General features: G+C 29.3%; 21 protein-coding genes and 1 riboswitch. Of the genes, 8 read left to right on the forward strand and 13 right to left on the reverse strand.

The annotated features are described in order from the left end of the window. The first annotated feature begins 111 nt into the window (after window positions 1-111). A complete protein-coding gene (locus I4V16_RS09630; protein WP_195966664.1) occupies window positions 112-2,160 on the forward strand; it encodes a helix-turn-helix domain-containing protein in 2,049 nt (682 codons plus the stop codon). Between the two features lie 197 nt (window positions 2,161-2,357). On the opposite strand, the gene I4V16_RS09635 is transcribed toward I4V16_RS09630, so the two are convergent. The 5 genes from I4V16_RS09635 to I4V16_RS09655 form a co-directional block, all read right to left on the reverse strand. Continuing rightward, window positions 2,358-3,620 carry a helix-turn-helix transcriptional regulator gene (locus tag I4V16_RS09635; RefSeq protein ID WP_111937612.1) on the reverse strand — a complete coding sequence of 421 codons (1,263 nt, stop codon included), beginning with the start codon at window positions 3,618-3,620 and terminating at the stop codon, window positions 2,358-2,360. A 19-nt stretch (window positions 3,621-3,639) separates the two neighbouring features. After that, entirely contained in the window at window positions 3,640-4,941 is a 1,302-nt protein-coding gene (locus I4V16_RS09640; RefSeq protein WP_049177143.1) for a helix-turn-helix transcriptional regulator, read from the reverse strand. 413 nt (window positions 4,942-5,354) lie between these two features. Further along, window positions 5,355-5,528: a YtxH domain-containing protein gene (locus I4V16_RS09645; protein WP_111937611.1), complete on the reverse strand. Its 174-nt coding sequence runs from the start codon at window positions 5,526-5,528 to the stop codon at window positions 5,355-5,357. 68 nt (window positions 5,529-5,596) lie between these two features. Continuing rightward, window positions 5,597-6,262, reverse strand: coding sequence for a ribonuclease H family protein (locus I4V16_RS09650; protein ID WP_049177144.1), 666 nt, complete (start codon window positions 6,260-6,262; stop codon window positions 5,597-5,599). A gap of 14 nt (window positions 6,263-6,276) precedes the next feature. Beyond that, window positions 6,277-7,230, reverse strand: a complete 954-nt coding sequence (locus tag I4V16_RS09655; protein ID WP_049177145.1) for a YkvA family protein — start codon at window positions 7,228-7,230, stop codon at window positions 6,277-6,279. Window positions 7,231-7,409: 179 nt separating this feature from the next. On the opposite strand from I4V16_RS09655, the gene I4V16_RS09660 reads away from it, so the two are divergent. Next, the gene (locus tag I4V16_RS09660; RefSeq protein WP_111937610.1) at window positions 7,410-9,155 is read left to right on the forward strand and encodes an ATP-dependent metallopeptidase FtsH/Yme1/Tma family protein; all 1,746 of its coding nucleotides are present in this window, start codon (window positions 7,410-7,412) and stop codon (window positions 9,153-9,155) included. A 455-nt stretch (window positions 9,156-9,610) separates the two neighbouring features. Here the strand turns inward: I4V16_RS09660 and I4V16_RS09665 are convergent, their stop codons facing one another. Continuing rightward, a complete protein-coding gene (locus tag I4V16_RS09665; protein WP_111937609.1) occupies window positions 9,611-10,849 on the reverse strand; it encodes a DUF4179 domain-containing protein in 1,239 nt (412 codons plus the stop codon). After that, complete coding sequence (locus tag I4V16_RS09670; RefSeq protein WP_049177149.1) at window positions 10,842-11,336, reverse strand: sigma-70 family RNA polymerase sigma factor; 495 nt, start codon at window positions 11,334-11,336, stop codon at window positions 10,842-10,844. Before I4V16_RS09670 ends, I4V16_RS09665 begins: the two co-directional genes overlap by 8 nt. 293 nt (window positions 11,337-11,629) lie before the next feature. On the opposite strand from I4V16_RS09670, the gene I4V16_RS09675 reads away from it, so the two are divergent. The 5 genes from I4V16_RS09675 to I4V16_RS09695 are packed head-to-tail and all read left to right on the forward strand — an operon-like array spanning window position 11,630 to window position 16,135. Then, on the forward strand, window positions 11,630-12,784 hold the full coding sequence (locus I4V16_RS09675; RefSeq protein ID WP_111937608.1) for an ABC transporter substrate-binding protein: 1,155 nt from the start codon (window positions 11,630-11,632) through the stop codon (window positions 12,782-12,784). Between the two features lie 29 nt (window positions 12,785-12,813). Continuing rightward, window positions 12,814-13,689, forward strand: coding sequence for a branched-chain amino acid ABC transporter permease (locus tag I4V16_RS09680; protein WP_049177151.1), 876 nt, complete (start codon window positions 12,814-12,816; stop codon window positions 13,687-13,689). Window positions 13,690-13,698: 9 nt separating this feature from the next. Beyond that, on the forward strand, window positions 13,699-14,670 hold the full coding sequence (locus I4V16_RS09685; RefSeq protein ID WP_049177153.1) for a branched-chain amino acid ABC transporter permease: 972 nt from the start codon (window positions 13,699-13,701) through the stop codon (window positions 14,668-14,670). A gap of 3 nt (window positions 14,671-14,673) precedes the next feature. Next, window positions 14,674-15,432, forward strand: a complete 759-nt coding sequence (locus I4V16_RS09690) for an ABC transporter ATP-binding protein (protein ID WP_111937607.1) — start codon at window positions 14,674-14,676, stop codon at window positions 15,430-15,432. A gap of 1 nt (window position 15,433) precedes the next feature. Continuing rightward, window positions 15,434-16,135 carry an ABC transporter ATP-binding protein gene (locus I4V16_RS09695; protein ID WP_049177155.1) on the forward strand — a complete coding sequence of 234 codons (702 nt, stop codon included), beginning with the start codon at window positions 15,434-15,436 and terminating at the stop codon, window positions 16,133-16,135. Between the two features lie 70 nt (window positions 16,136-16,205). On the opposite strand, the gene I4V16_RS09700 is transcribed toward I4V16_RS09695, so the two are convergent. The 6 genes from I4V16_RS09700 to I4V16_RS09725 form a co-directional block, all read right to left on the reverse strand. Then, window positions 16,206-17,024 (reverse strand): MetQ/NlpA family ABC transporter substrate-binding protein, encoded by an 819-nt coding sequence (locus I4V16_RS09700; RefSeq protein ID WP_049177156.1) that lies wholly within the window; start codon window positions 17,022-17,024, stop codon window positions 16,206-16,208. Between the two features lie 19 nt (window positions 17,025-17,043). Next, on the reverse strand, window positions 17,044-17,682 hold the full coding sequence (locus tag I4V16_RS09705) for a methionine ABC transporter permease (protein ID WP_049177157.1): 639 nt from the start codon (window positions 17,680-17,682) through the stop codon (window positions 17,044-17,046). A gap of 1 nt (window position 17,683) precedes the next feature. Further along, on the reverse strand, window positions 17,684-18,646 hold the full coding sequence (locus tag I4V16_RS09710; RefSeq protein WP_111937627.1) for a methionine ABC transporter ATP-binding protein: 963 nt from the start codon (window positions 18,644-18,646) through the stop codon (window positions 17,684-17,686). A gap of 89 nt (window positions 18,647-18,735) precedes the next feature. Continuing rightward, window positions 18,736-18,862: riboswitch (SAM riboswitch) on the reverse strand. 82 nt (window positions 18,863-18,944) lie between these two features. After that, on the reverse strand, window positions 18,945-19,445 hold the full coding sequence (locus I4V16_RS09715) for a GNAT family N-acetyltransferase (RefSeq protein ID WP_049177158.1): 501 nt from the start codon (window positions 19,443-19,445) through the stop codon (window positions 18,945-18,947). Window positions 19,446-19,582: 137 nt separating this feature from the next. Beyond that, the gene (locus I4V16_RS09720) at window positions 19,583-19,870 is read right to left on the reverse strand and encodes a DUF503 domain-containing protein (RefSeq protein WP_111937606.1); all 288 of its coding nucleotides are present in this window, start codon (window positions 19,868-19,870) and stop codon (window positions 19,583-19,585) included. A 133-nt stretch (window positions 19,871-20,003) separates the two neighbouring features. Continuing rightward, window positions 20,004-20,750 (reverse strand): 3-oxoacyl-ACP reductase family protein, encoded by a 747-nt coding sequence (locus tag I4V16_RS09725; protein ID WP_111937605.1) that lies wholly within the window; start codon window positions 20,748-20,750, stop codon window positions 20,004-20,006. 162 nt (window positions 20,751-20,912) lie between these two features. Here I4V16_RS09725 and I4V16_RS09730 point away from each other — a divergent pair, with 162 nt between their 5' ends. Further along, on the forward strand, window positions 20,913-21,407 hold the full coding sequence (locus I4V16_RS09730; RefSeq protein WP_111937604.1) for a hypothetical protein: 495 nt from the start codon (window positions 20,913-20,915) through the stop codon (window positions 21,405-21,407). Window positions 21,408-21,511 lie beyond the last annotated feature (104 nt).

The following is a 21,511-nucleotide window of genomic DNA, read 5'->3' on the forward strand; positions in this document are numbered from 1 at the left end:
TTCTATATTCTTATAATAATACAAAAGTCAAAGAAAGTCAAAGTAATATTTTAATTTTTTTGATCTTTTTGATATAATTTTATTAATTACAATTTTTATGAGGTGAAGCTTATGAGGAAAGAGTATGTTACATATAACTCGGACCTGCCAATACAAATTACTTATGCAACAATTAAAGAATATCCCCTTCATTGGCATAACACTATTGAGATAGTGTATGTATTAAAGGGCAAAATAAATATTTCTATAGACACAGATAACTTTGAACTTTATGAAAATGAACTTGAAATAATAAATGTTGATGAATCTCATAGACTTTATTCTGACGAGGATAATAAGATACTTCTATTTCATATAGACCAAAGTTTCTTTGAAAAATACTATAAAGATATTAAAAACATTTATTTTTATACCAATACATCTGATTTAGGAGCACAAGAGGGGGAAGAATACATTGTATTTAGAACCTTACTTGCAAAATTACTTTGTGAGTCAGTTCAGAAGGTTGAAAATTATGATGAAGAGATAGAATCTATTTTAATAGATTTACTTTTCCACCTAATCAATAATTTTCACTACTTGATTTATGATCAAGAAGAACTAAAAGATAACAAAGAGCAACTTGAAAGATATCATAGAATTTCAAAATATATTTTTAATAACTACAATAATAATATTACTCTTCAAGCTATTGCTAAAAAAGAGTTTTTAAGCCCCCACTATCTTTCACATGAAATAAAAAATGTAACTGGATATAGCTTTACTGACCTTATAAACCTAACTAGAGTTGAAGAATCAGTTAAGCTACTTTTAGATACAGATATGAGTATATATGAAATTTCTGAAGAGGTTGGATTTTCACATACTAGGTACTTTAATAAGCACTTTAAAAGCTATTATAACTGTACCCCTCTTCAATTTAGAAGAAAAAATAAGTTTGATGAAGCTACTTTAGAAAAAATGAAGGACATTACCCTTATTCCACTTGAAGATTCTATTGATATTTTATCTACTTATTTAGAAAACTATGAAAGATTTAATTACGAAAATAAACTTTGGACTATTGATGTAGACATAAATAACAACATCGAAAAATATAGTGATAAATTTAGGGAAATTATTAGCCTTGGAGATATTTTTGATTTAATGATTGAAGATAATAAGGATATTCTTGAATCTCTTCAAAATGAAATTCATTTTGAATACGGAAGGATAGAATATTTCTTCCATAATAATATGGGAATATTTAAGAGTAGTGACTTTATAAATTGGAACAGAGTTAAAACTGTATTAGAGTTTATGGCATCAATTGAACTGAAGCCTCTTATAGTTATCGATAATTATGATTTTGAAATAGAAGACTATATTCATACTATAGAAAGCTTTTATTCTTATTTCTCAGAAATAGAATACTATTATTTATCTGATGTAAAGTTTCAATTAAACTCAACTCTTTCTTTAGAAAGAAAAGAAGAGTTAAGAAAATATTTTAATAATAGTAAATTCAATTTGCTAGAAAAAGAGTTTATTCCTTTTAAAGAATTAAACCCTATTTATGATACAGCATATATGCTACCTTATATAATCCATAGTAGTATATTTACCCATAAAGATTTAAGTTTTCTTAGAGCTTTTGATGTTATTGAAAAAGAAATTTACTTAAATAATGAAGTTTTTATAGGGGCATCGGGAATAATTAATGATATGGATATACGTAAACCTTCCTACTATGCATATTATTTACTAAGCAAATTAAGTGGAAATGTTGTAGCAAAGGATGATGGATATATAGTAACTAAAGATAAAGATACATATAGTATTCTTTTATATACCTATAATGAAAACATAGATGAATTATTTAAAAACAGTTCAAAATTAAAGTCTACTGAAAGAAAAATTTCTTTAAACTTATTTAATGTACCTAGTGACTCTAGAATAACCTTTTATGAAATAAATCAAAAGATAGGTTCTTCATATGACTACTGGGTATCTATGGGTAAACCCGAGAGACTAAACAAAGAAGAAATGGAAATACTTTCAAAAGCATCTTTCCCAAAAATTGAATTTAAGTATGCTAAAAAGAGTCCTGTTTTAAATATAATAACTAAACTAAAAGGATATGGAGCAACACTTATATTAATTAAACCAACAAAAAAATAATGAAAGTTAATTAAGATAATAAGACTAATCAAGATAATGAAAATTAATCAGAATAATAAGAATAATCAAGATAAGGATAGAACTTGTACAAAAAGTTTTTTATCTCTGTTATCTCTCTTATCTTTTTTATCTCTGTCACCTCTTTTATCTTTTTTAACTAATAAAAGGGCATTCTTTCCGAATGCCCCCTTTTTAATTTATATACTTTTTTCCTTGCTCATTGCTAATGTAAAATATTTAATTGCATCTCTAACTTCGCCTAATTTATAGTACATATTAGCCATTTCTAAATATCTATCATGTCTTTCTTTTTTAGTACCAAATTTAAACAATGAATCTAATGCCAAATTCATATATCTTTCTGACTCTCTATATCTATTTTCTTTTTGTAAAACTTTTCCCTTTAAAGAATAAGCCTTTTCAATTAACCTAATATTATCCGTCTCTATTGCTAAGTCTAAAGACTCATCAGACAAATCATATGCTTTTTCATACTCCTCATTACTAAGAAAAACATTTATGCATTCACTTAAAAATTCAACATACTTTTCTTTGTTATGCTTAGGAAATAGCTTAATTCCCTCTTCAATTTCTTCTATAGCTTTCTTTCTATTACCTGCAGTAAAATATGCTTCCCCATAATCCCCTTTTGAAGTTGCAACTAAGATAGGATTATCCTTTTGACATTGAAAAGCTTTTTCTATGTACTCCTCTGCTTCACTATGACCTAACTTTATGCAGATCAAAGCATAGGCATGATATATTTTCCCTTTATTTATATCATCTTTTATACTATTAATATATTTTATTGCTTCACATAAGAATTTGTAAGCTTTTTCATAATTATTTAGCTTCCAATAACAAATTCCTTCATTGTATGCAATAAAGGCATATGTACTTTTTTCTTTAATTCCCTTTTCGGAAATAATCTCTCTAAGCCTACCATAATAAGTTATTGCCTCAGTATACTCTCTATTTTGGAATAGATATTGTGCCATATCTCTAAAATAAGTTACTGTATTGCTTTCTGTATTGGTTCTTTGATATAGGTCATAGTATTGTGAAATTATTAGTTGAATTTTCTCCCACTTATTTTCTTCTAAATAATAAGAGAAAACTATATGTATTAATTCAAAGGCTAAGTCATAATATTCATACTCAATTGCATACTCTAGATTATGTCTTATATTATCCTCATATATCAAATCTTTTTTCTTAGATTTCTTTATCAAATTAAGATTGTTTAATATTTGTTCGTATACATCTTGAATTAAATAATCAAAATCCACCCCAATTTTATCCGCCACATACTTTATAATTTCACTATCTGCTTTCACCTTACCATTTTCAATACAGCTCATTTTAGAAATAGAAATTTTATCTCCACAAAGTTCCTTTAGAGTTATTCCCTTATAAATCCTTGATCTTTTAATTTTTTCCCCAGTAGATAATATCTCCATTTTAATCACCCATTTAATATTAGTTTTGTAATATACCTAATTCTTTAAATATGCTAACCCCTTCATCAAGATATTTAGCTGCTTGAGTATCATTCTTATGATCTATATAGAACTTCCCAACCATTATTGCTAACTCTCCTGCTCTTCTTAATTTATCTGTATTTTTAGAAAGCTTGTACGTATTAACTAAAACATCTTCAGCTTCACTAAGCTCATCTTTTATTGTATGAACTCTATATTTTATTAAGTTGCATTCGATTCGTCCATCTATATCATCATCTTTTAACCTGTGATATATTTCTTCTAATTGCATTTCACATTTATCTATTTCTTTTATCTTAAGATAATTTTTACATATGTTAATTAATGTCTCTATTAAGCTGTCATCATTATTTCTAGTCTTAATTTCTCTAGCCATTTCATAGTGCTTAAAGGATTCTTCAATGTTTTCAAAGTTATAAAATAATTTTCCCAAGTTATTTTCTATATCAGAAACACTCTTAAGATCATTTATTTCATGATATACCTCTAATGTTTTTGTAGAATACTTTATAGCATTGTTTAAGTCGCCTCTTCTATTATATTCTTCTGATAAAAGTAGAAGTGTTTTTGCGTACTCTTTCTTATTATGAATTTGGTCAAATTTTTCTTTTGCTAAAAAGGCATAATCCATTGCTTGTCCCAAGTCTTCAATAATATAGTAAGTTCTTGACATGTTGTAGTATATTTCTCCAAGTAAAAAATCATTACCTATATTGTTATCTAAGTATACCTTTTCTGCTTGCTTTAGATAACTATTAGCAGAGTGATATGCATTTAACTCTAAAGTAATTTTTCCTAGTTTTAAAAATGTCCTAACAATCTCTTCGTATTCATTGTTTTTTATAAAAATTACATTAGATGATAAAAAGAACTGCTGTGCAACTGCAAGTTCACCTTTTGAAATATGAATCTCTGCTCTTAAGAATAATATCCTAGCTTTTCTGTACTCTAAATTATACCTTTCTGCATAATAAAGAGCATTTTCAATATATTTTTCCCCTGTAACATAGTCTCCACTTAAAATATACGATTCTGCGACTTGCTCATAATATGTACATATTTTTTCAGCTTGGCTCTCTTCTGACTCCATTAAATACTCCACTGTAGTATTCAAGCTATTAGCTAAATACTCTAATAAGTCCATAGAAGGATTAGAACGACCAGACTCTACAAGACTTATTTGACCTGGAGTAATTCTATCTTTTGCTAGATCTTTTAAAGTCATATTCAATTCTTTTCTTCTTCTTTTAATCTTTTCCCCTAATGATAGAATTTCCATATTGCACTCTTCCTTTTTAATAGTATTGATATTACGATATAAATAAATCAATTTTACATAAATTATACCATAAATTTGCAAAAGAAAACAACAACTTGTAATTTTATTAGAACTTTTTTCTTATTTTATTTGCTACTTTTTTAATAATTACTAAAAATTTATATAAATATATCTAATTTCTCTTACTATATTTATTCTTTTATTAAGATACAGGTAATCTTTGATTTATTTAAAATTTTGTCGAATATGCTTGAAGTAACTTCGAGACTTTTTATAAATAAAGAAGGTGGAGTGGATATTTATTTTACTTGTTCCGTCGCTAAGCTCCAAGTCACATCAAAACAAATATCCACCCCACTCGTACTAAAAGTAAAGAAAGAGAAGTTGTAAATCAACTTCTCTTTCTCATATTATTAATTAATAAAATCTATTATATCCCCATAGGATTCTTCAGCAAAATCTAATAACTTACATCCTGCTTTTTTAATCTGTTTTTGAGTTTTTCTATCAAGTTGAGGCATTACTATCATTCCAATAGTTGCTCCAACAGCTAATCCAGCTACCATTCCACTAATATATCTTCCCATATGTACACACCTCTTTAATAAAATAATATTTCTCATAATATAGGGTATGTACTTTAGTATATTTTAACCTATGCAATAATTCCCAACGCTTTTTTAGCTAATTTATCAGCAATGTCATTGTACTTATCACCACTGTGACCTTTTACCTTAACAAATCGTATATCAATCTTCTTCATATTATCTTGCATCTTTTCATGATAAAGTTGTGTTAATTCCTTATTTCTTTTCCAAGTACCTAAGGCCCAACATTCTACACCTTTATAGTCATATACTATAGTAACTTTTTCATATCCTTTATTTATAGCAAACTCTGTAGCTTTTAAAGATCCCAAAACTTCCCCTGCAACATTTCTTAATAAAGCAGAATCTTTATCATTTCCAACGCCACAATCTTCAAAAACTTCTTCTCCATTATCTATAGCTATAAATCCATAGGAATAATTCTCTTTCTCTAAAGAGAAGCTACCATCTACATAAATAACAAGTCCTGCATTATCTAGATCTAAAGCAACTTCCTCCTTATTTTCATTCTTTACTGTATTTTTTTTATTATTAACTGTTTTAGGCTTTCCTTCAGAATTTAAGGCTAAAAACTCTATTGCTTCCTTTTCAGTTTTAAAACTTTTATATACTGCTCCCTTACATCCTATTACTTCTTCTTTACATTCATCCCATGTTCTAACTATCATAGGAATTCCAGACTTACCTCTATATATTGAATAATATTTTGACATATTATTATTCCTTTCTATAACGTACTTAATTCTTCTACCACATTATAAAGCTTTTCTACATTCTTTGCACCAGTAAAGTTAGTAACATATTCTAAACCATTTTTAAGTACTAAAACAAGCTCATCCTTCCCTGCCCAATTTTCTTGAATAACCTTTGTTGGAACATCTGTTGCTATTCTATTTAAAGCAAAAAATACAACTGCAATTTCATCTATTTTCCCTATAAAAGGTATTTTATCAGGTATTAAATCTGTAGGAAAAATTACATAAGCTAAAGATGCAGAAACAACTAACTTTGTTTTTATTGGTACCCTACTATCTTTAAGCATTCTACAAATTAATGCAACAATATCAGGAACTACAAATATATAATCTGAAATCTTTTTTGCTCCATCAGGTAACTTTTCCTGAAGTTTATCTCTACCCAAAGTATAGTAATCTTCCACCTTATTTATAGGTTCCTCAACCTTTTCCTCATCTTCTGTAATTACTTCTGGTTCTTCTACTTTAATAATATTGCCCATTAAAGATATATTTATATTTTCTACTTCTGCATGAAGTGCTTGTCCTTTTATGTAAAGCGCTTTTAAATCTATATCTACATATGGAATATCCTTAAGCAACTTTTTAATATCTATTATAACCCTATCTTTTGTTGCATCTATTCCACTTATCTTTAATTGTCCTAATCCTATTTTTAACGCTAAACTTCTTATAGGCCTAAAGAATCCTAATTTCATAAGTTTTAACTTTGAAAACTTAGCAGTAACTATTGAATTCTCAACTTTTTCTATAGTTAACTGTCCTGCAAAATCAATAGAAACTCCTTTTTTAAAAGTTCCTTTTATATTAATAGCATTATCTATTATTGCTTCTTTTAATTCTAATCCTTCAACCTTTACAAACTCATTAATTATACTAAGTATATCTGATCCAACCAATTGGGCTTGTACACCTGAAATTTTCATATAATATTTCCTCCAATATTACTAATCTTTTTATATTTTACCCTTTATTTCATCACTTGTAAAATAACTTTCCTTCTTTAATACATACCATAACTTACATTGGTAAATGTTATGATTTTAATTAGACATACTATTCAAAATATTTATAATAAATAATATAAACTCGTCTGGAGGTATCTATGAATAAACAAAAGAAAAATTATATTTTAATTCCAATAATAACCTCAATTTTATCGTTATGTATACTACTATTCTCATCTTTAAACCTTAATGTAAAAAATAATAAATCCTACAATACTTTTAAAAATGATTTAGAATCAAATAAAGTATTAAAAGTTACTTTGAGTACTAGTCCATATATGACGATTTATTTAAAAGATGGGACAAGCTATACAACTGATAATCCTAATAGTCCTAATTTAAGGGAAGAACTATTAAGTAAAGATATTTCTATAAATGAAAACAATAATATAAATATTACAAAAACCTTTGCTGGACTTTTATTACTAGGTTCAATAATAACGCTAGTTTTTATGAGTACAAATAAATCTAAAGGAATGTCCTCTGCTACATCAATAGAGTTAACAGACTTTAGTGAAGATAATAGCAAAACTCTAAACTTTAAAGATGTTGCTGGAAATGAGGAAGCAAAAGAAAGTTTAAAGGAAATAGTTGATTTTCTTTCTAATCCTGAAAAATATAAAAGCTATGGCGCAAGAATGCCTAAAGGGGTTATTCTTTATGGTGATCCTGGTACAGGAAAAACCCTTCTTGCCAAAGCTGTTGCTGGTGAAGCTAAAGTACCTTTTTATGCCTTAAGTGGATCTGATTTCGTACAAGTATATGTAGGTGTTGGTGCTGCTAGAATTAGAAATTTATTTAAAAAAGCAAGAAGTCACGGAAAAGCAGTAATCTTCATAGATGAAATAGATGCTATAGGTAAAAATAGAGATGATGGTAAAACTGCTGGTGGAAATGATGAAAGGGATCAAACTCTTAATGCCCTCTTAACAGAAATGTCAGGCTTCGGTGAAAGTGAAGGTGTCATTGTAATGGCAGCTACAAATAGATTAGATATTTTAGACCAAGCCTTACTTAGACCTGGTAGATTCGATAGACATATTGAAGTATCTCTTCCAGATGTTTCAGCAAGAGAAAAAATAATAAATCTTCATTTGGATAACAAGCCTCATATGGATTTAAACATTAAAGATATTGCCAAAAAGACATCTTATTTTTCTGGTGCTAAGCTAGAAAATTTAATTAATGAAGCTGCAATACTTGCTGCTAAAGATAATTCTGAGTATATAACTGAAACTCATATAGATAAAGCATATTCAATAGTTCTAGCAGGACATGAAAAACTTGAAAGGTCACACTTAAAAGAATCTGACCTATTACTTACTTCTTATCATGAAGTTGGACATGCTTTAACATCACTATTAGTATTACCTGAAGATGAAGTTTCAAAGATATCTATAATTCCAACTACTAAAGGTGCTGGAGGATACACATTAACTATACCAGAAGATACCAATTACCAAAGAGCTGATTATTTAAAGAAAAAGATAATGGTTATGCTTGGTGGACGTGCAGCTGAAGAAATTATCTTTGGAAAAGAAAAAATAACAACTGGAGCTTCTAGTGATTTAACCAACGCCACTAACATTGCTATGGGAATGATTAGTGAATATGGAATGGGAGAAACCTTGGGCTTGTTAAAACTATCTTCCTTAGGATCAATGGCATCTGGATATAGCACAAAGGTTGTAGAAGAGTGTAAGGATTTAATTAACTCTTTATATGATGACACCTTAAAACTTCTAAATAATAATAAAGATTTATTAGAGCAGTTCTCCCTTGAACTTTTAGAAAAGGAAACCTTAAGAAAAGAAGAAATAGATATTTGGAAAAAGCTTTGCTGATGCAAAGCTTTTTTAGTTAATCAAGATAATTAGAATAATAAAGTTAAAAATAATTTTCTTTCAGAAAACTTCTAATTCCATACTCTTTTCATTCTATTCCAAAGCCTATTACTTCTTTCTCGAATTATTTTAGCATATTTATATATTTATATATTGTTATGTTTTTATATTTTTTTGCCATAAAAGAATTTCTCTTAGAAAAATTCTTTTATAAGATATCTTATTTATAAAAATAATATTATTTTTATTATTAATATTATTTTTATAATGTATAGTACTTATCCATCTTAATGCTCTTAATCTATTAATGACTATACCAAATAAAGAATAAAACTCTCATCCCTCCACTGCCTATTTATTTACTCCTTATCTTCTTACCTTTTTACCTTCTTACCTTTAAAAGTTCTTACCTTCTTTTCTTCATAAAAATAAAAGAAACTGCTTTCGCAGCTTCTTCATTCACTAATTTTTAATTTAACTTCTCTTTCATCTTTAAAGACTACACTATATATTTCAAAACCTTCTTTAGCTTCATAAATACTTACATTACTATAAACATAATCCCCCTCTCTACTACCTCCAATAACACTTATACCATCCTCTATCTCTCTTACTATAGAAAAATCTTCTACCAATTTGCTTCTAAGTCGTACATAACTTCCATCAATGCTATCTACTTCTATTCCAAACGGATTCTCATCAATTGTTTTATTATTTATATCTACCTTTAATTTAATCTTTTCTTTTGGATGAACATAAATTTCATCAAACTTCATAATTAATTCTTTTTTATCAAAAGGAATTTCCCCATTAAACTCCATATAGCCATATTGAATATCACTATTCATAGATTCACTACTTGTTACATACACCTCATTATCTTTATTAATTATTTTGCACTGTAAAAACATAAGGCTATCATAATAATTACTATCAAATTTGAATTTAAGAACTGTTCTAGTTTTACTTGTTTCAAACTTTACAAAATTTATAGTTCCAATATCTAGTTTTAATGGTTCTGCTTTGATCCCAAATTCCTTAATGTCTACATTAAAAGCTTCATCTAACTTTACCGGCACTATAAATGTTGAAATAGGCTCATAACTTGTTAAATATCCACCTTCTCCCTTTTTGTATACCTTAAATTCAAATGTTATCTCATATGGAAACACATTAAATGTAGTTTCAAAATAATTATCATTTATATTAAAAGTTCCTTGAGCAACTGACTCTTGATTTGATATAGGATAATCAGGTTTTACCATTATATCAACATCATACTTATCTATATCTTCAATTTCATAATTAACCCAAAGCCTTTTATAATCTCCTGATAAACTATTTAATTTAAATTTAATACCATTCTTTTCTTCAGAATAATTAATACTTTGTACTAATCCAGACTCCACAGCATTTTCAAAACCATCATCACCACCATTGAATCTAACTAATTCCACTAGCTTTTTAAATCCTGGTATTGAACTAAATGCTTCTGCTGCTGTAGCTGATATATTTACACTTGCAACAAAAATTATAAATAATGCAGCCATACTTTTTCCTACATTATATATACGTTTTTTCAACACTTCTTTTTTTCCTATCTTTATAGCTTTTTTAACCCTAAAGCTTAACTCTTCAGGAATTTCTATATTCTCATAATTTCTTTTTTCATCTTCAAAAATATTCTTACTCATAACTACCCTCCTTAAATTCTTTTCTAAGAAAATTAAGTGCTTTATGAAGTCTATTCTTCACAGTTGGAACAGATATCTCTAAAATTTCACTTACTTCATTTATGGTGTAGCCATGAAAGTATTTTAAAATGATCACAGTTTTTAAATCTTCAGGCAAGTTATCCACAGATTCTATTAATTCGCTGTTATTATCTTCTATTAATTCAACATTTTTAAATATTTTATCACAATAGACAATCCTTGAGCTTTTCCTTAAATAGTCCAGAGCTGTGTTAATTAATATTCTATTAATCCACTTTTCCAAGGCTTTCATATCCTTAAGCTTATTAATATTTTTATAAGCTTTAACTATAGAGTCTTGAAGAACATCTAAGGATTCATCTTTATTTTTAACATATATAAAAGCAAGCCTATATAGTTTATCGCTATTGAACTCTAAGTAGTTTTCTAATATCTTTTCTCTTTTTCTACTATTAAATATGGACATACTCATCCCCCTTATTAATGATTTTATCACAGCTACATTAGTAAGACGTACATTATTCATTTTTGTTTAATTATTAGGAAATTTTTTTATTAAACTTTAAGATAACATTTACATCTACAAAATATTTATCTTTTTGGAACTTTTTATTATATTTGCTATAAAATATTAAATAACAATATTGTAATAATTTTCTTTATATGATACTATATTGATATTATTTATTAAAACTTAGTAATAATTTATTAAGTATTTTCATTATTATTTAAGAATTAAATATTAAAGGGGGATTTATTATGAAAAAGAAATTACTTTGTGGAGTTTTAGCTTCTGCTATGGCTTTCTCAGTACTTGCAGGATGTGGAGGTAACTCTGAAGGTGGGGCTGACTCAGATGTTATAAAAATAGGAGGAATAGGACCTTTATCCGGTCCAAACTCAACTTACGGTATATCAGTTAAAGAAGGGGCAGATCTTTTAGCTGAAGAAATTAATGCAGCTGGCGGTATAAATGGTAAAAAAGTTGAATTCATTTTTGAGGACGATCAAAGTGATAATACTGTAGCTGCTTCAGCATTTAACAAATTAGTTGATAAAGATGGAGTTTGTGCAATTCTTGGAGGAGTTACATCTGGTACTACTTTAGCAATAGCACCTAATTCAACAAATAAAAAGATTCCTATGATTACACCTACTGGAACTGAACCAACAATAACTAATGTAGGTGGAGACTTTATGTTTAGAGGATGTTTTGTAGATTCATTCCAAGGTGAAATATTAGCTAAATACACTAAAGAAAAACTAGGAAAAACTACTGCTGCTGTTTTATATAATTCTTCTTCTGACTACTCAAAAGGAATTGCAAATGCATACAAAGAAACCTTAGAGAAAAATGGTGGACAAGTATTAGAATTCTTATCTTATGGTAATGATAAAGAAACTGACTTTAAAGCACAACTTACTAAAATAAAATCTGCTAATCCAGATGTTATTATATTACCTGATTACTACAACGTTGTTGGTTTAATAGCTAAACAAGCTAGAGATATGGGCATAACTTCTCAATTTCTAGGTGGAGACGGATGGGAATCTGAAGAATTAACTAAGATTGGTGGAACTGCTGTAGATGGTGCTATATACATTAATCACTACTATGCTGAAGATACTGATGAAAATGTAAAGAACTTTGTTGATTCTTATACTAAGAAATATAACAAAACTCCAGACTGTTTTGCTGCTCTTTCTTATGATACAGCTAAGATTTTAGTTAAAGCTATAGAAAAAGCAAATAGTACAGATGGAACTGCAATAAGAGATGCTTTAGCTGGAATGGAAATTAACAGCGTAACTGGAAATATCAAATTTAATGAAGAAAGATCAGCTGTTAAGAGCGCAGCTATTATAAAAATTAATGGAGACAAGAAGGAATTAGATGATAAGGTTAATCCTTAATATAATACTTAACTAAAGGAGGAGTTACTATGGAATTTTTACAACAATTGATTAATGGCTTAGCTTTAGGTAGCGTATATGCACTCCTAGCTTTAGGTTACACAATGGTATATGGAATAATTCAATTAATAAACTTTGCACATGGTGAAATATACATGATAGGAGCCTTTGCGGGCTTCTATTGTGCTACCACACTAAATTTACCACTAGTACCTACATTATTAGCTGCAATGGCCGCATCTGCACTAGCTGGTATTATAATTGAGAAAGTAGCATATAAGCCACTAAGAAACTCACCAAGAATAACATTACTTATTACTGCAATAGGTGTTTCGTTGTTATTACAAAATGGTATGAGAGTTTTAGTTGGTGCTAATCCAAAACCATTTCCAGACCTAATTAAAGCTGGTTACTTAGAAATAGGTGCACTTCATATAGAATGGAAGACACTACTTATGTTTGCTGTATCTGCAATCCTTGTACTTCTCCTTCAATTTATTGTTTTTAAAACTAAGGTTGGAAAGGCAATGAGAGCAGCTTCCTTTGATATAGAGGCCGCATCTTTGATGGGAATAAACGTTAATAATACAATATCACTAACTTTTGCTATTGGTTCTGCCCTAGCTGGTATCGCTGGTGTTCTAGTAGCAATATCCTATCCTAGCATAACTCCTTATATGGGTGTTATGCCTGGTCTTAAAGCCTTTGTTGCAGCAGTACTTGGAGGAATAGGAAGTATACCTGGTGCTTTACTAGGAGGATTATCTATTGGCTTATTAGAAACACTTTCAAAGGCATATATATCTACCACTTTTTCAGATGCAATAGTTTTTGGTATTCTAATTGTTATTTTATTAATTAAACCTTCTGGGTTACTTGGTAAGGTAACAAGAGAGAAAGTGTAGGTGATATAAATGAAAAAATTGTTAGAAAAAAAATCATTATTAATATTTGGTGCAATATTACTTGTTTACGGTATCCTATTTACCTTATTAAAAACAGGCGTAATAGGTGCTTACTATGAAGGAATTATTCTTTTAACGTTTATAAATATAATTTTAGCTGTATCACTTAATTTAATTGTAGGCTTCACTGGCCAACTTTGTTTAGGACATGCTGGTTTTATGGCCATAGGTGCTTATATTTCTGCAATTATAAGTACTAAAGCTAACTTACCTTTCTTCCTAGCAATTATAGTTGGTGCAATAGTATCTGCTTTCTTTGCTGCTTTGATTGGTTTTCCAACATTAAGGCTTACAGGAGACTATTTTGCAATTACTACATTAGCTTTCTGTGAAATTATTAGAGTAATAATTATGAATATTGATTATGTAGGTGGTGCCCGTGGATTTACAGGAATTCCTACCAAAACAACTATTTCAATAAGTTTCTGGGTTATGATACTTTCAGTAGTTATTATTTATAACATAATCCATTCATCTCAAGGACGTGCAATGCTAGCTGTACGTGAAAATGAAATTGCAGCTGAATCTATGGGAGTTAATGCTTTCAAATATAAAATGACTGCTTTTGTTATAGGAGCTTTCTTTGCTGGACTTGCTGGTGGATTATACGCTCATTATATGGGATACATTCAACCTACTTCCTTTGATTTTGTTAAATCAATTGATTACTTAACATTTGTAGTATTTGGAGGTATGGGATCTTTATCTGGTTCTATTATTTCTACAGGTATTTTAACATTCTTACCTGAGTTATTAAGAGGACTACAAGATTATAGAATGATTATTTACCCATTAGCACTTATAATCTTAATGATATTTAGACCTCAAGGGTTACTTGGCGACAAAGAATTATCATTAAAAATATTTAAATTAAAAAACAAAAAAGAAATTAGAGATATAGAAGCTGGAAAGGAGGCTTAAAATATGTTAGATGTAAAAGACCTATCTATAGAATTTGGTGGACTTAAAGCTGTTTCAGACTTTAACCTTTCAATAGAAGATAGACAAGTTGTTGGATTAATTGGACCTAACGGTGCTGGCAAAACTACTGTTTTCAATATGCTAACTGGAGTTTATGCTCCTACTAATGGCACTATTATATACCTTGGCGAAAATATTGAAGGTCTTAAACCGTATGATATTACTCAAAAGAAAATTTGTAGAACCTTTCAAAATATAAGACTATTTTCAAGCCTTTCTGTAATAGATAATGTAAAAATCAGCTTTAACTTTAGAATTAAATATAATCTATTTGATTCTATTCTTAGAACTCCTAAATTTAAAAAGGAGGAGGCTGAAATTGAAAAAAAATCACTAGAATTGTTAAAAGCATTTAATTTAGCTGAAAAAAAAGATGAATTTGCAAAAAACCTTTCTTATGGTGAACAAAGAAGACTTGAAATTGTAAGAGCCCTTGCTGCTAAGCCTTCATTAATACTTCTTGATGAGCCTGCTGCAGGTATGAATCCTCAAGAAACAGCAGAGCTTATGGAATTAATTAATTGGATTAAAAATGAATTTCACATATCAGTTCTATTAATAGAACACGATATGAAGCTAGTAATGGGTATTTGCGATAAAGTTGTAGTTCTTGACTATGGTAAAAAAATAGCTGAAGGAACTCCAAATGAAATAAAAAATAACCCTAAGGTAATTGAAGCTTATCTTGGAGAGGGGGCTTAAAATGCTTAAAATTGACAATATAAACTTATACTACGGTGGTATTCATGCATTAAAAGATCTTTCTTTAGAAGTAAAAAAAGGTGAGATTGTTACTCTAATAGGCGCAAATGGTGCAGGTAAAACCTCTACCCTAAGAGCAATATCAGGACTTGAGCCTATTAAAAGCGGAACTATATCCTATAAGGGTTCCCCTATTAATAAAGTTCCTGCTCATAAAATAGTGTCTTTAGGACTATCTCATGTACCAGAAGGTAGAAAGATATTTGCAAACCTTACTGTGCTAGAAAATCTTGAACTTGGTGCTTATTTAAGAAAAGATAAAGAAATTCAAAAAGATATGGAAATGGTATTTTCTAAATTTCCAAGACTTAAGGAAAGAGAAAAACAACAAGCTGGTACACTTTCAGGTGGTGAGCAGCAAATGCTTGCCATAGGCAGAGCATTAATGAATAGACCTGAGATGTTAATACTTGATGAACCTTCTATGGGACTTGCACCTCTTGTTGTTAAAGATATATTTGATACAATTGTTGAAATAAATAAGTCCGGTACTACAATTCTTCTAGTCGAGCAAAATGCTAATATGGCACTTTCTATTGCAGATAGAGCTTATGTACTTGAAACAGGTAATATTGTTTTAAGCGGAGATGCTAAAGAACTATTAGAAGATGATAGTATAAAGAGTGCATATCTTGGAGAATAATTTAAAATATTAATGGAAAAAGAGAAACCACTAATTGGTTTCTCTTTTTCAAATCATTAATTAATAATAATTAGAATACAGGAATTACAGCTCCCTTATACTTTTCTTCTATAAACTTCTTACATTCATCAGAAGTTAAAGCTTCTTTTAATACTTTAGTCTTTTCAGAATCCTTATTAGCTTCCTTAACAACTAAAACATTTCTCTTAGTATTTATATCTTCTCTGTTCTTATCCTCAGTATATAATCCTTCTTTAGTCGCATCTAAATTAGCTTGTAATGCATAGTTACCATTAATAACAGCAGCTGTAACTTCATCTAAAAGTCGTGGTAGTTGTTCTGCAGCCAATTCTTTAAACTTTAAGTTCTTTGGATTTTCAGTTATATCCTTTGGAGTAACTAATTCTCCTGCCTTTACCTTTATTAATCCTGCATCTTCAAGAACTCTTAATGCTCTTGCTTCGTTAGTTGCATCATTCGGAATAGCTATTGTATCTCCATCCTTTATTTCATCTAAGCTCTTTGCAGTCTTAGAATATAAAGTCATTGGCTCTATATGGATTTCTGCAACATTTACTAAATCATATCCCTTTGCTTCATTTGTTTCATTTAAGAAGGCAATATGTTGGAAGTAGTTTGCGTCTAATTCTCCTTCATAAACAGCTGTATTTGGTGTATTATACTCATCAAATGGTGTTATTTCTAAAGTATAACCTTTTTCTTCTATTAAAGGTTTAATTGCATTAACTATCTCTTCATGTGGTACAGATGTAACCCCAATTTTTATAACCTTGTCATCTTCCTTCTTTTCTGTGCTGCCCCCGCACCCAACTAAACCTAATGTTAATGCTCCTGCTAATACTAGTGATAATAATTTTGTCTTTTTCATATTAAAATCCCCCTTTTATTTATCTTGATAATTTTTTATAAAAATAGTTTCCTAAGCCTTGAAGAGCTTGTACTACTATAATCAACACAATTACTGTAACAATCATTATATCTGTTTGGAATCTTTGGAATCCATATCTTATTCCTAAGTTACCAAGTCCTCCTGCCCCTAGAGCACCTGCCATTGCTGAATACCCTATAAGGTTTATAACTGTAAGTGTTATACCTGATAGAATTGATGGTATAGCTTCTTTTAACATTACTTTGAATATAATTTGAGCATTACTTGAACCAAAGGACCTTGCAGCCTCTATAACTCCTGGATCTACTTCTTTTAAAGCAGATTCAAATATTCTTGCTACAAAAGGGGCTGCTGCTATAGTTAATGGTACTATAGCTGCTTTCTCACCAATAGATGTTCCCATTATTGCTCTTGTAAAAGGTATTATAGCGACCATTAATATTACGAATGGAAAACCTCTTAATACATTTACTATTCCATCTATACATTTATATATTGCCTTGTTAGGCCTTAACCCATTGCTATCTGTTACTACAAGTATTATTGCAATTATAAAGCCAAATATTACAGAGAAGATTGTTGATGGTACAACCATCACTAATGTTTGTCCAAATGCTTCTAATAATAATTCACCCATGCTATATTACCTCCCATTCTATATTTTTGCTCTTTAAATACTCAGATATTGTTTCTTTGTCCTTTTCCTCAATATTTATAACTAAGCTTCCAAGTACATTTTCCCTGAATTTTTCAAGTTTTCCCCAAACTATTGAGAAATCCACATTTGCTTCCCTGGCCATTCTTGTAATAAGTGCATTTTCAGAACAATCTGCTGGGAAGAAAATTCTTATATTTATTCCTTCATTAGGTAAAGTTGTCTCATCTCCTTCACCAAGGAACTTCTTTAATGACGCTCCTGGCTTTAAGAACAAGTCTTCTGCTCTTCCCTCATCCTTAACTATTCCACCATCTATTAATGCAACTCTTTCACAAACTTCTTTAACAACTTCCATTTGGTGAGTTACTATAACTATTGTTATTCCTAACTCCTTATTTATTTTAGATAGAAGTGCTAAGATATCCTTAGTTATCTTAGGATCTAAAGCTGATGTAGCTTCATCACACAAAAGAATCTTTGGTTCTAAGGCTAATGCTCTTGCAATTGCAACCCTTTGTTTTTGTCCACCACTTAATGATGCTGGTTTACTTTTTGCCTTATCTTCTAATCCTACTAAAGCTAATAGTTCATTTACTCTCTTATCTATGTACTCTTTATCATAGCCCCAAACTTCAAGTGGAAGAGAAACATTCTTATATACAGTTTTTCTTTTAAGTAGGTTAAAGTTTTGGAATATCATCCCCAAATTCTTTCTAAACTCTCTAAGCTTTTTAGCCCCTAAGCCTGAGACTTCTTCTCCCATGACTTTAATACTTCCTTTATCATAGGACTCTAATCCATTTATACATCTTAAAAGCGTTGATTTACCAGCACCACTATGGCCTATAATTCCGTAAATCTCCCCTTCCTTTATGCTTATTGCTATATCTTTTAATACCTCTGTTTGTCCAAAACTTTTACATACATTTTTAATTTCTATCATAATCATGTTCCCTCCCTCTTTTTTAGTATAAAAATAAATGCACTAGAGAATAAATCTCTAGTGCATGAACTCACTAAGCCTAATTTATTCTCTTATCTATCAGCAAAATATAAAAAATTGCTGCAGGAATTAGCACCGTATTCTAAATGGAAAATGAGCCACTTAATCGGTTGCTGGGTTTCACAGGGCCAGTCCCTCCACCACTCTGGATAAGATATTGTATTTTATTTTCTAATTATTTACTTCTTGCTTAATAATATATTCCAATCTTTTAATATTGTCAATATATTTTTGAAAGTTATTCCAATATTTTTTCTAAGCAATAAAAACTTCCTTCTTTATCTTTCAAGGAAATTTCCCCCACTATGTTAAATCCTTGAGACTTGTACAACTTTTGTCCAAGTATATTTTTAGTATTAGTATCTAATCTTATTGCTTTAATTCCATCTTCTTTAGCATATTCTAAAACCTTCTGTATTAAATATTTTCCATATCCTTTTCCAGAAAAAGCAGGGTTTACTAACACTCTATGTAACACAACATAATCATCATTAAAAGTCCATGGCAAATCATCGTATGCCTTTTCCTCTGTTCTATTGATGACCACTATTCCTAAAATTTCATTTTTATTTTTTTCTAGTACAAATAATTCCCTTTTCTCTATATCACTCTTAAATGTATCTCTTGTTGGATAATTTTCATTCCAACTTATACCGAAATCTTTATAATGTTTTAGTGCTTCACATTTTATGCTATAAATCAAATCTAAATCTTTTAGTTCCCCTATTCTTAACCTCATCTTTTACTCCTTACATAAAATATCCTTACATAAAATATCCTTCTCTATTATAGCAGAGTTAAAATCTATTGCACCCTGTATTTTTTTACTATTCTGATAAAAGGTGTATAAGCACTTTAGCTCATACACCTTTTAGTTTAATACTCTATTGTTTCATCAAATATTTCTATTATTTCTCCATCACAGTTTTCTTCTATAAAACTTATAACTTTTTCTTTTGTTGTGTCTACTATAGCATTAGTACCACATACTTTTGATAGAGCAATACCTATTATTTTATGATTATCTTGATGAGACATCTCTCCTACAGAAATGTTAAATTTATTTTTTAATCTTCGAGTAATACTATTAACTACCATACGCTTTTCTTTTAAGCTCTGAACCCAAGATACTCGTATTTTTATTTCCATCACTAGAACTTTCATGATATACCACATCCAAATTTTTATAATTAACTTAATTTACTTTTTGATTTCTTTAAGACAGCAAAATATTTAATAGTAAACACCTATATATTAATGTAAGCAAGACTTAAATAAAGTCTTGCTTACATTATATCTACATTACCAAGCCACCATCAATACCGATTATTGTTCCATTTGTAAAAGTACTTTCATCAGAAGCTAAATAAACATATGCTCCTGCTAACTCTTTTGGAGTTCCAACTCTTCCAAGAGGAGTCATTGCTGCTAATGCATCTATAAACTTATCAGGTATAGCTGCAACCATATCTGTTTTAGTTACTCCAGGTGCTACCGCATTAACTCTTATTCCATACTGTCCAAGTTCCTTTGCAAGTGATTTAGTTAACCCATTTACTGCAGCCTTAGAAGCTGCATATGAGCATCCACTCTTTTGTCCAAAGGTTGCAACCATAGATGATGTATTTATTATACTTCCTCCATCATTATCCTTCATTATTGGAGCTACAGCCTTACACCATCTGAATATTCCAGTAACATTAACATTCATAACATTTACGAATTCCTCTTCTGTCATATCAAAGAAAGATACATCTGTTGTAATACCTGCATTGTTTATAAGTACATCAATCTTTCCAAATGTCTCATGTACCTTTTTAACTGCTTTCTCAACTTCTTTTGATTCATTATTATTTACACCAAGCCCAAGTATCATAGCATTAGGATGGCTACCTTTTAATGCTAATACTGCCTTGTCTGCATTCTTTTGATTTGATGCACAAGCTACAAGCTTTGCACCTTCTGATAACAATTTATCAGCCACTGCATACCCAATACCTCGTGATGCTCCTGTAACAATTATGACCTTATCCTTTACTCTCATATATACATCTCCTCCATATAAAAATATTCTCTATTTAGTAATAAGCATTTTTATAATAATTTATTACTTATCTTTATAAATAAAATATATTTAACATTGACACTAATTTATAGTATTTTTATAATATTACTAATTCACAATTAATTTTAAGGAGATTATTCTATGGATGATATTCTAACACCTGTAACTTTAGAGGAATTTCACAAAAATGTAATAATAAAATTTCAAAATATATTAGATGGACTAGATACTTTTCCAAACTTTACCCTAGAGCCTAAAAATATATCTTTAGGTGAAGATGAAATGATTGACTATATCCTTAAAATCTTTAAATTAAACAATTCTTTTTGTTATATAGATTTTTATCTTGATAAACTATCAGAAGAAGATAAAGAAAACTTAGTTAATCTTGTTCCAGAAGAGGATAGAAAACTGCTTAAAGCTAACTTGAATATTGAAAACTATAGTAATTACTTCAAAGTAGAGCACATAAAATTAATCCCTTTTTTAACTAGACTCTCTACTAGAGAAAACTTCTTTATAACATTCTATTTTACTGAGATTCCAATTACTATATGGGGTAACTATGGAATGAAATTTCCTTGCTTTTGCCTAAATCAAAAAGACTTAAACTTTTATATAAATCAACTTAAATAAATTATAAGGTTGGCTAGATATTTATTTTGCTTGTTCTGTCACTGCACTCCAAGTCACATCAAAACAAATATCCACCCCTCGTACAAAAAGAAACCCTAGATAAA

The sequence above is a fragment of the Clostridium sp. 1001283B150210_160208_E6 genome, assembly GCF_015669365.1.
GTDB lineage: Bacteria > Bacillota > Clostridia > Clostridiales > Clostridiaceae > Clostridium > Clostridium paraputrificum.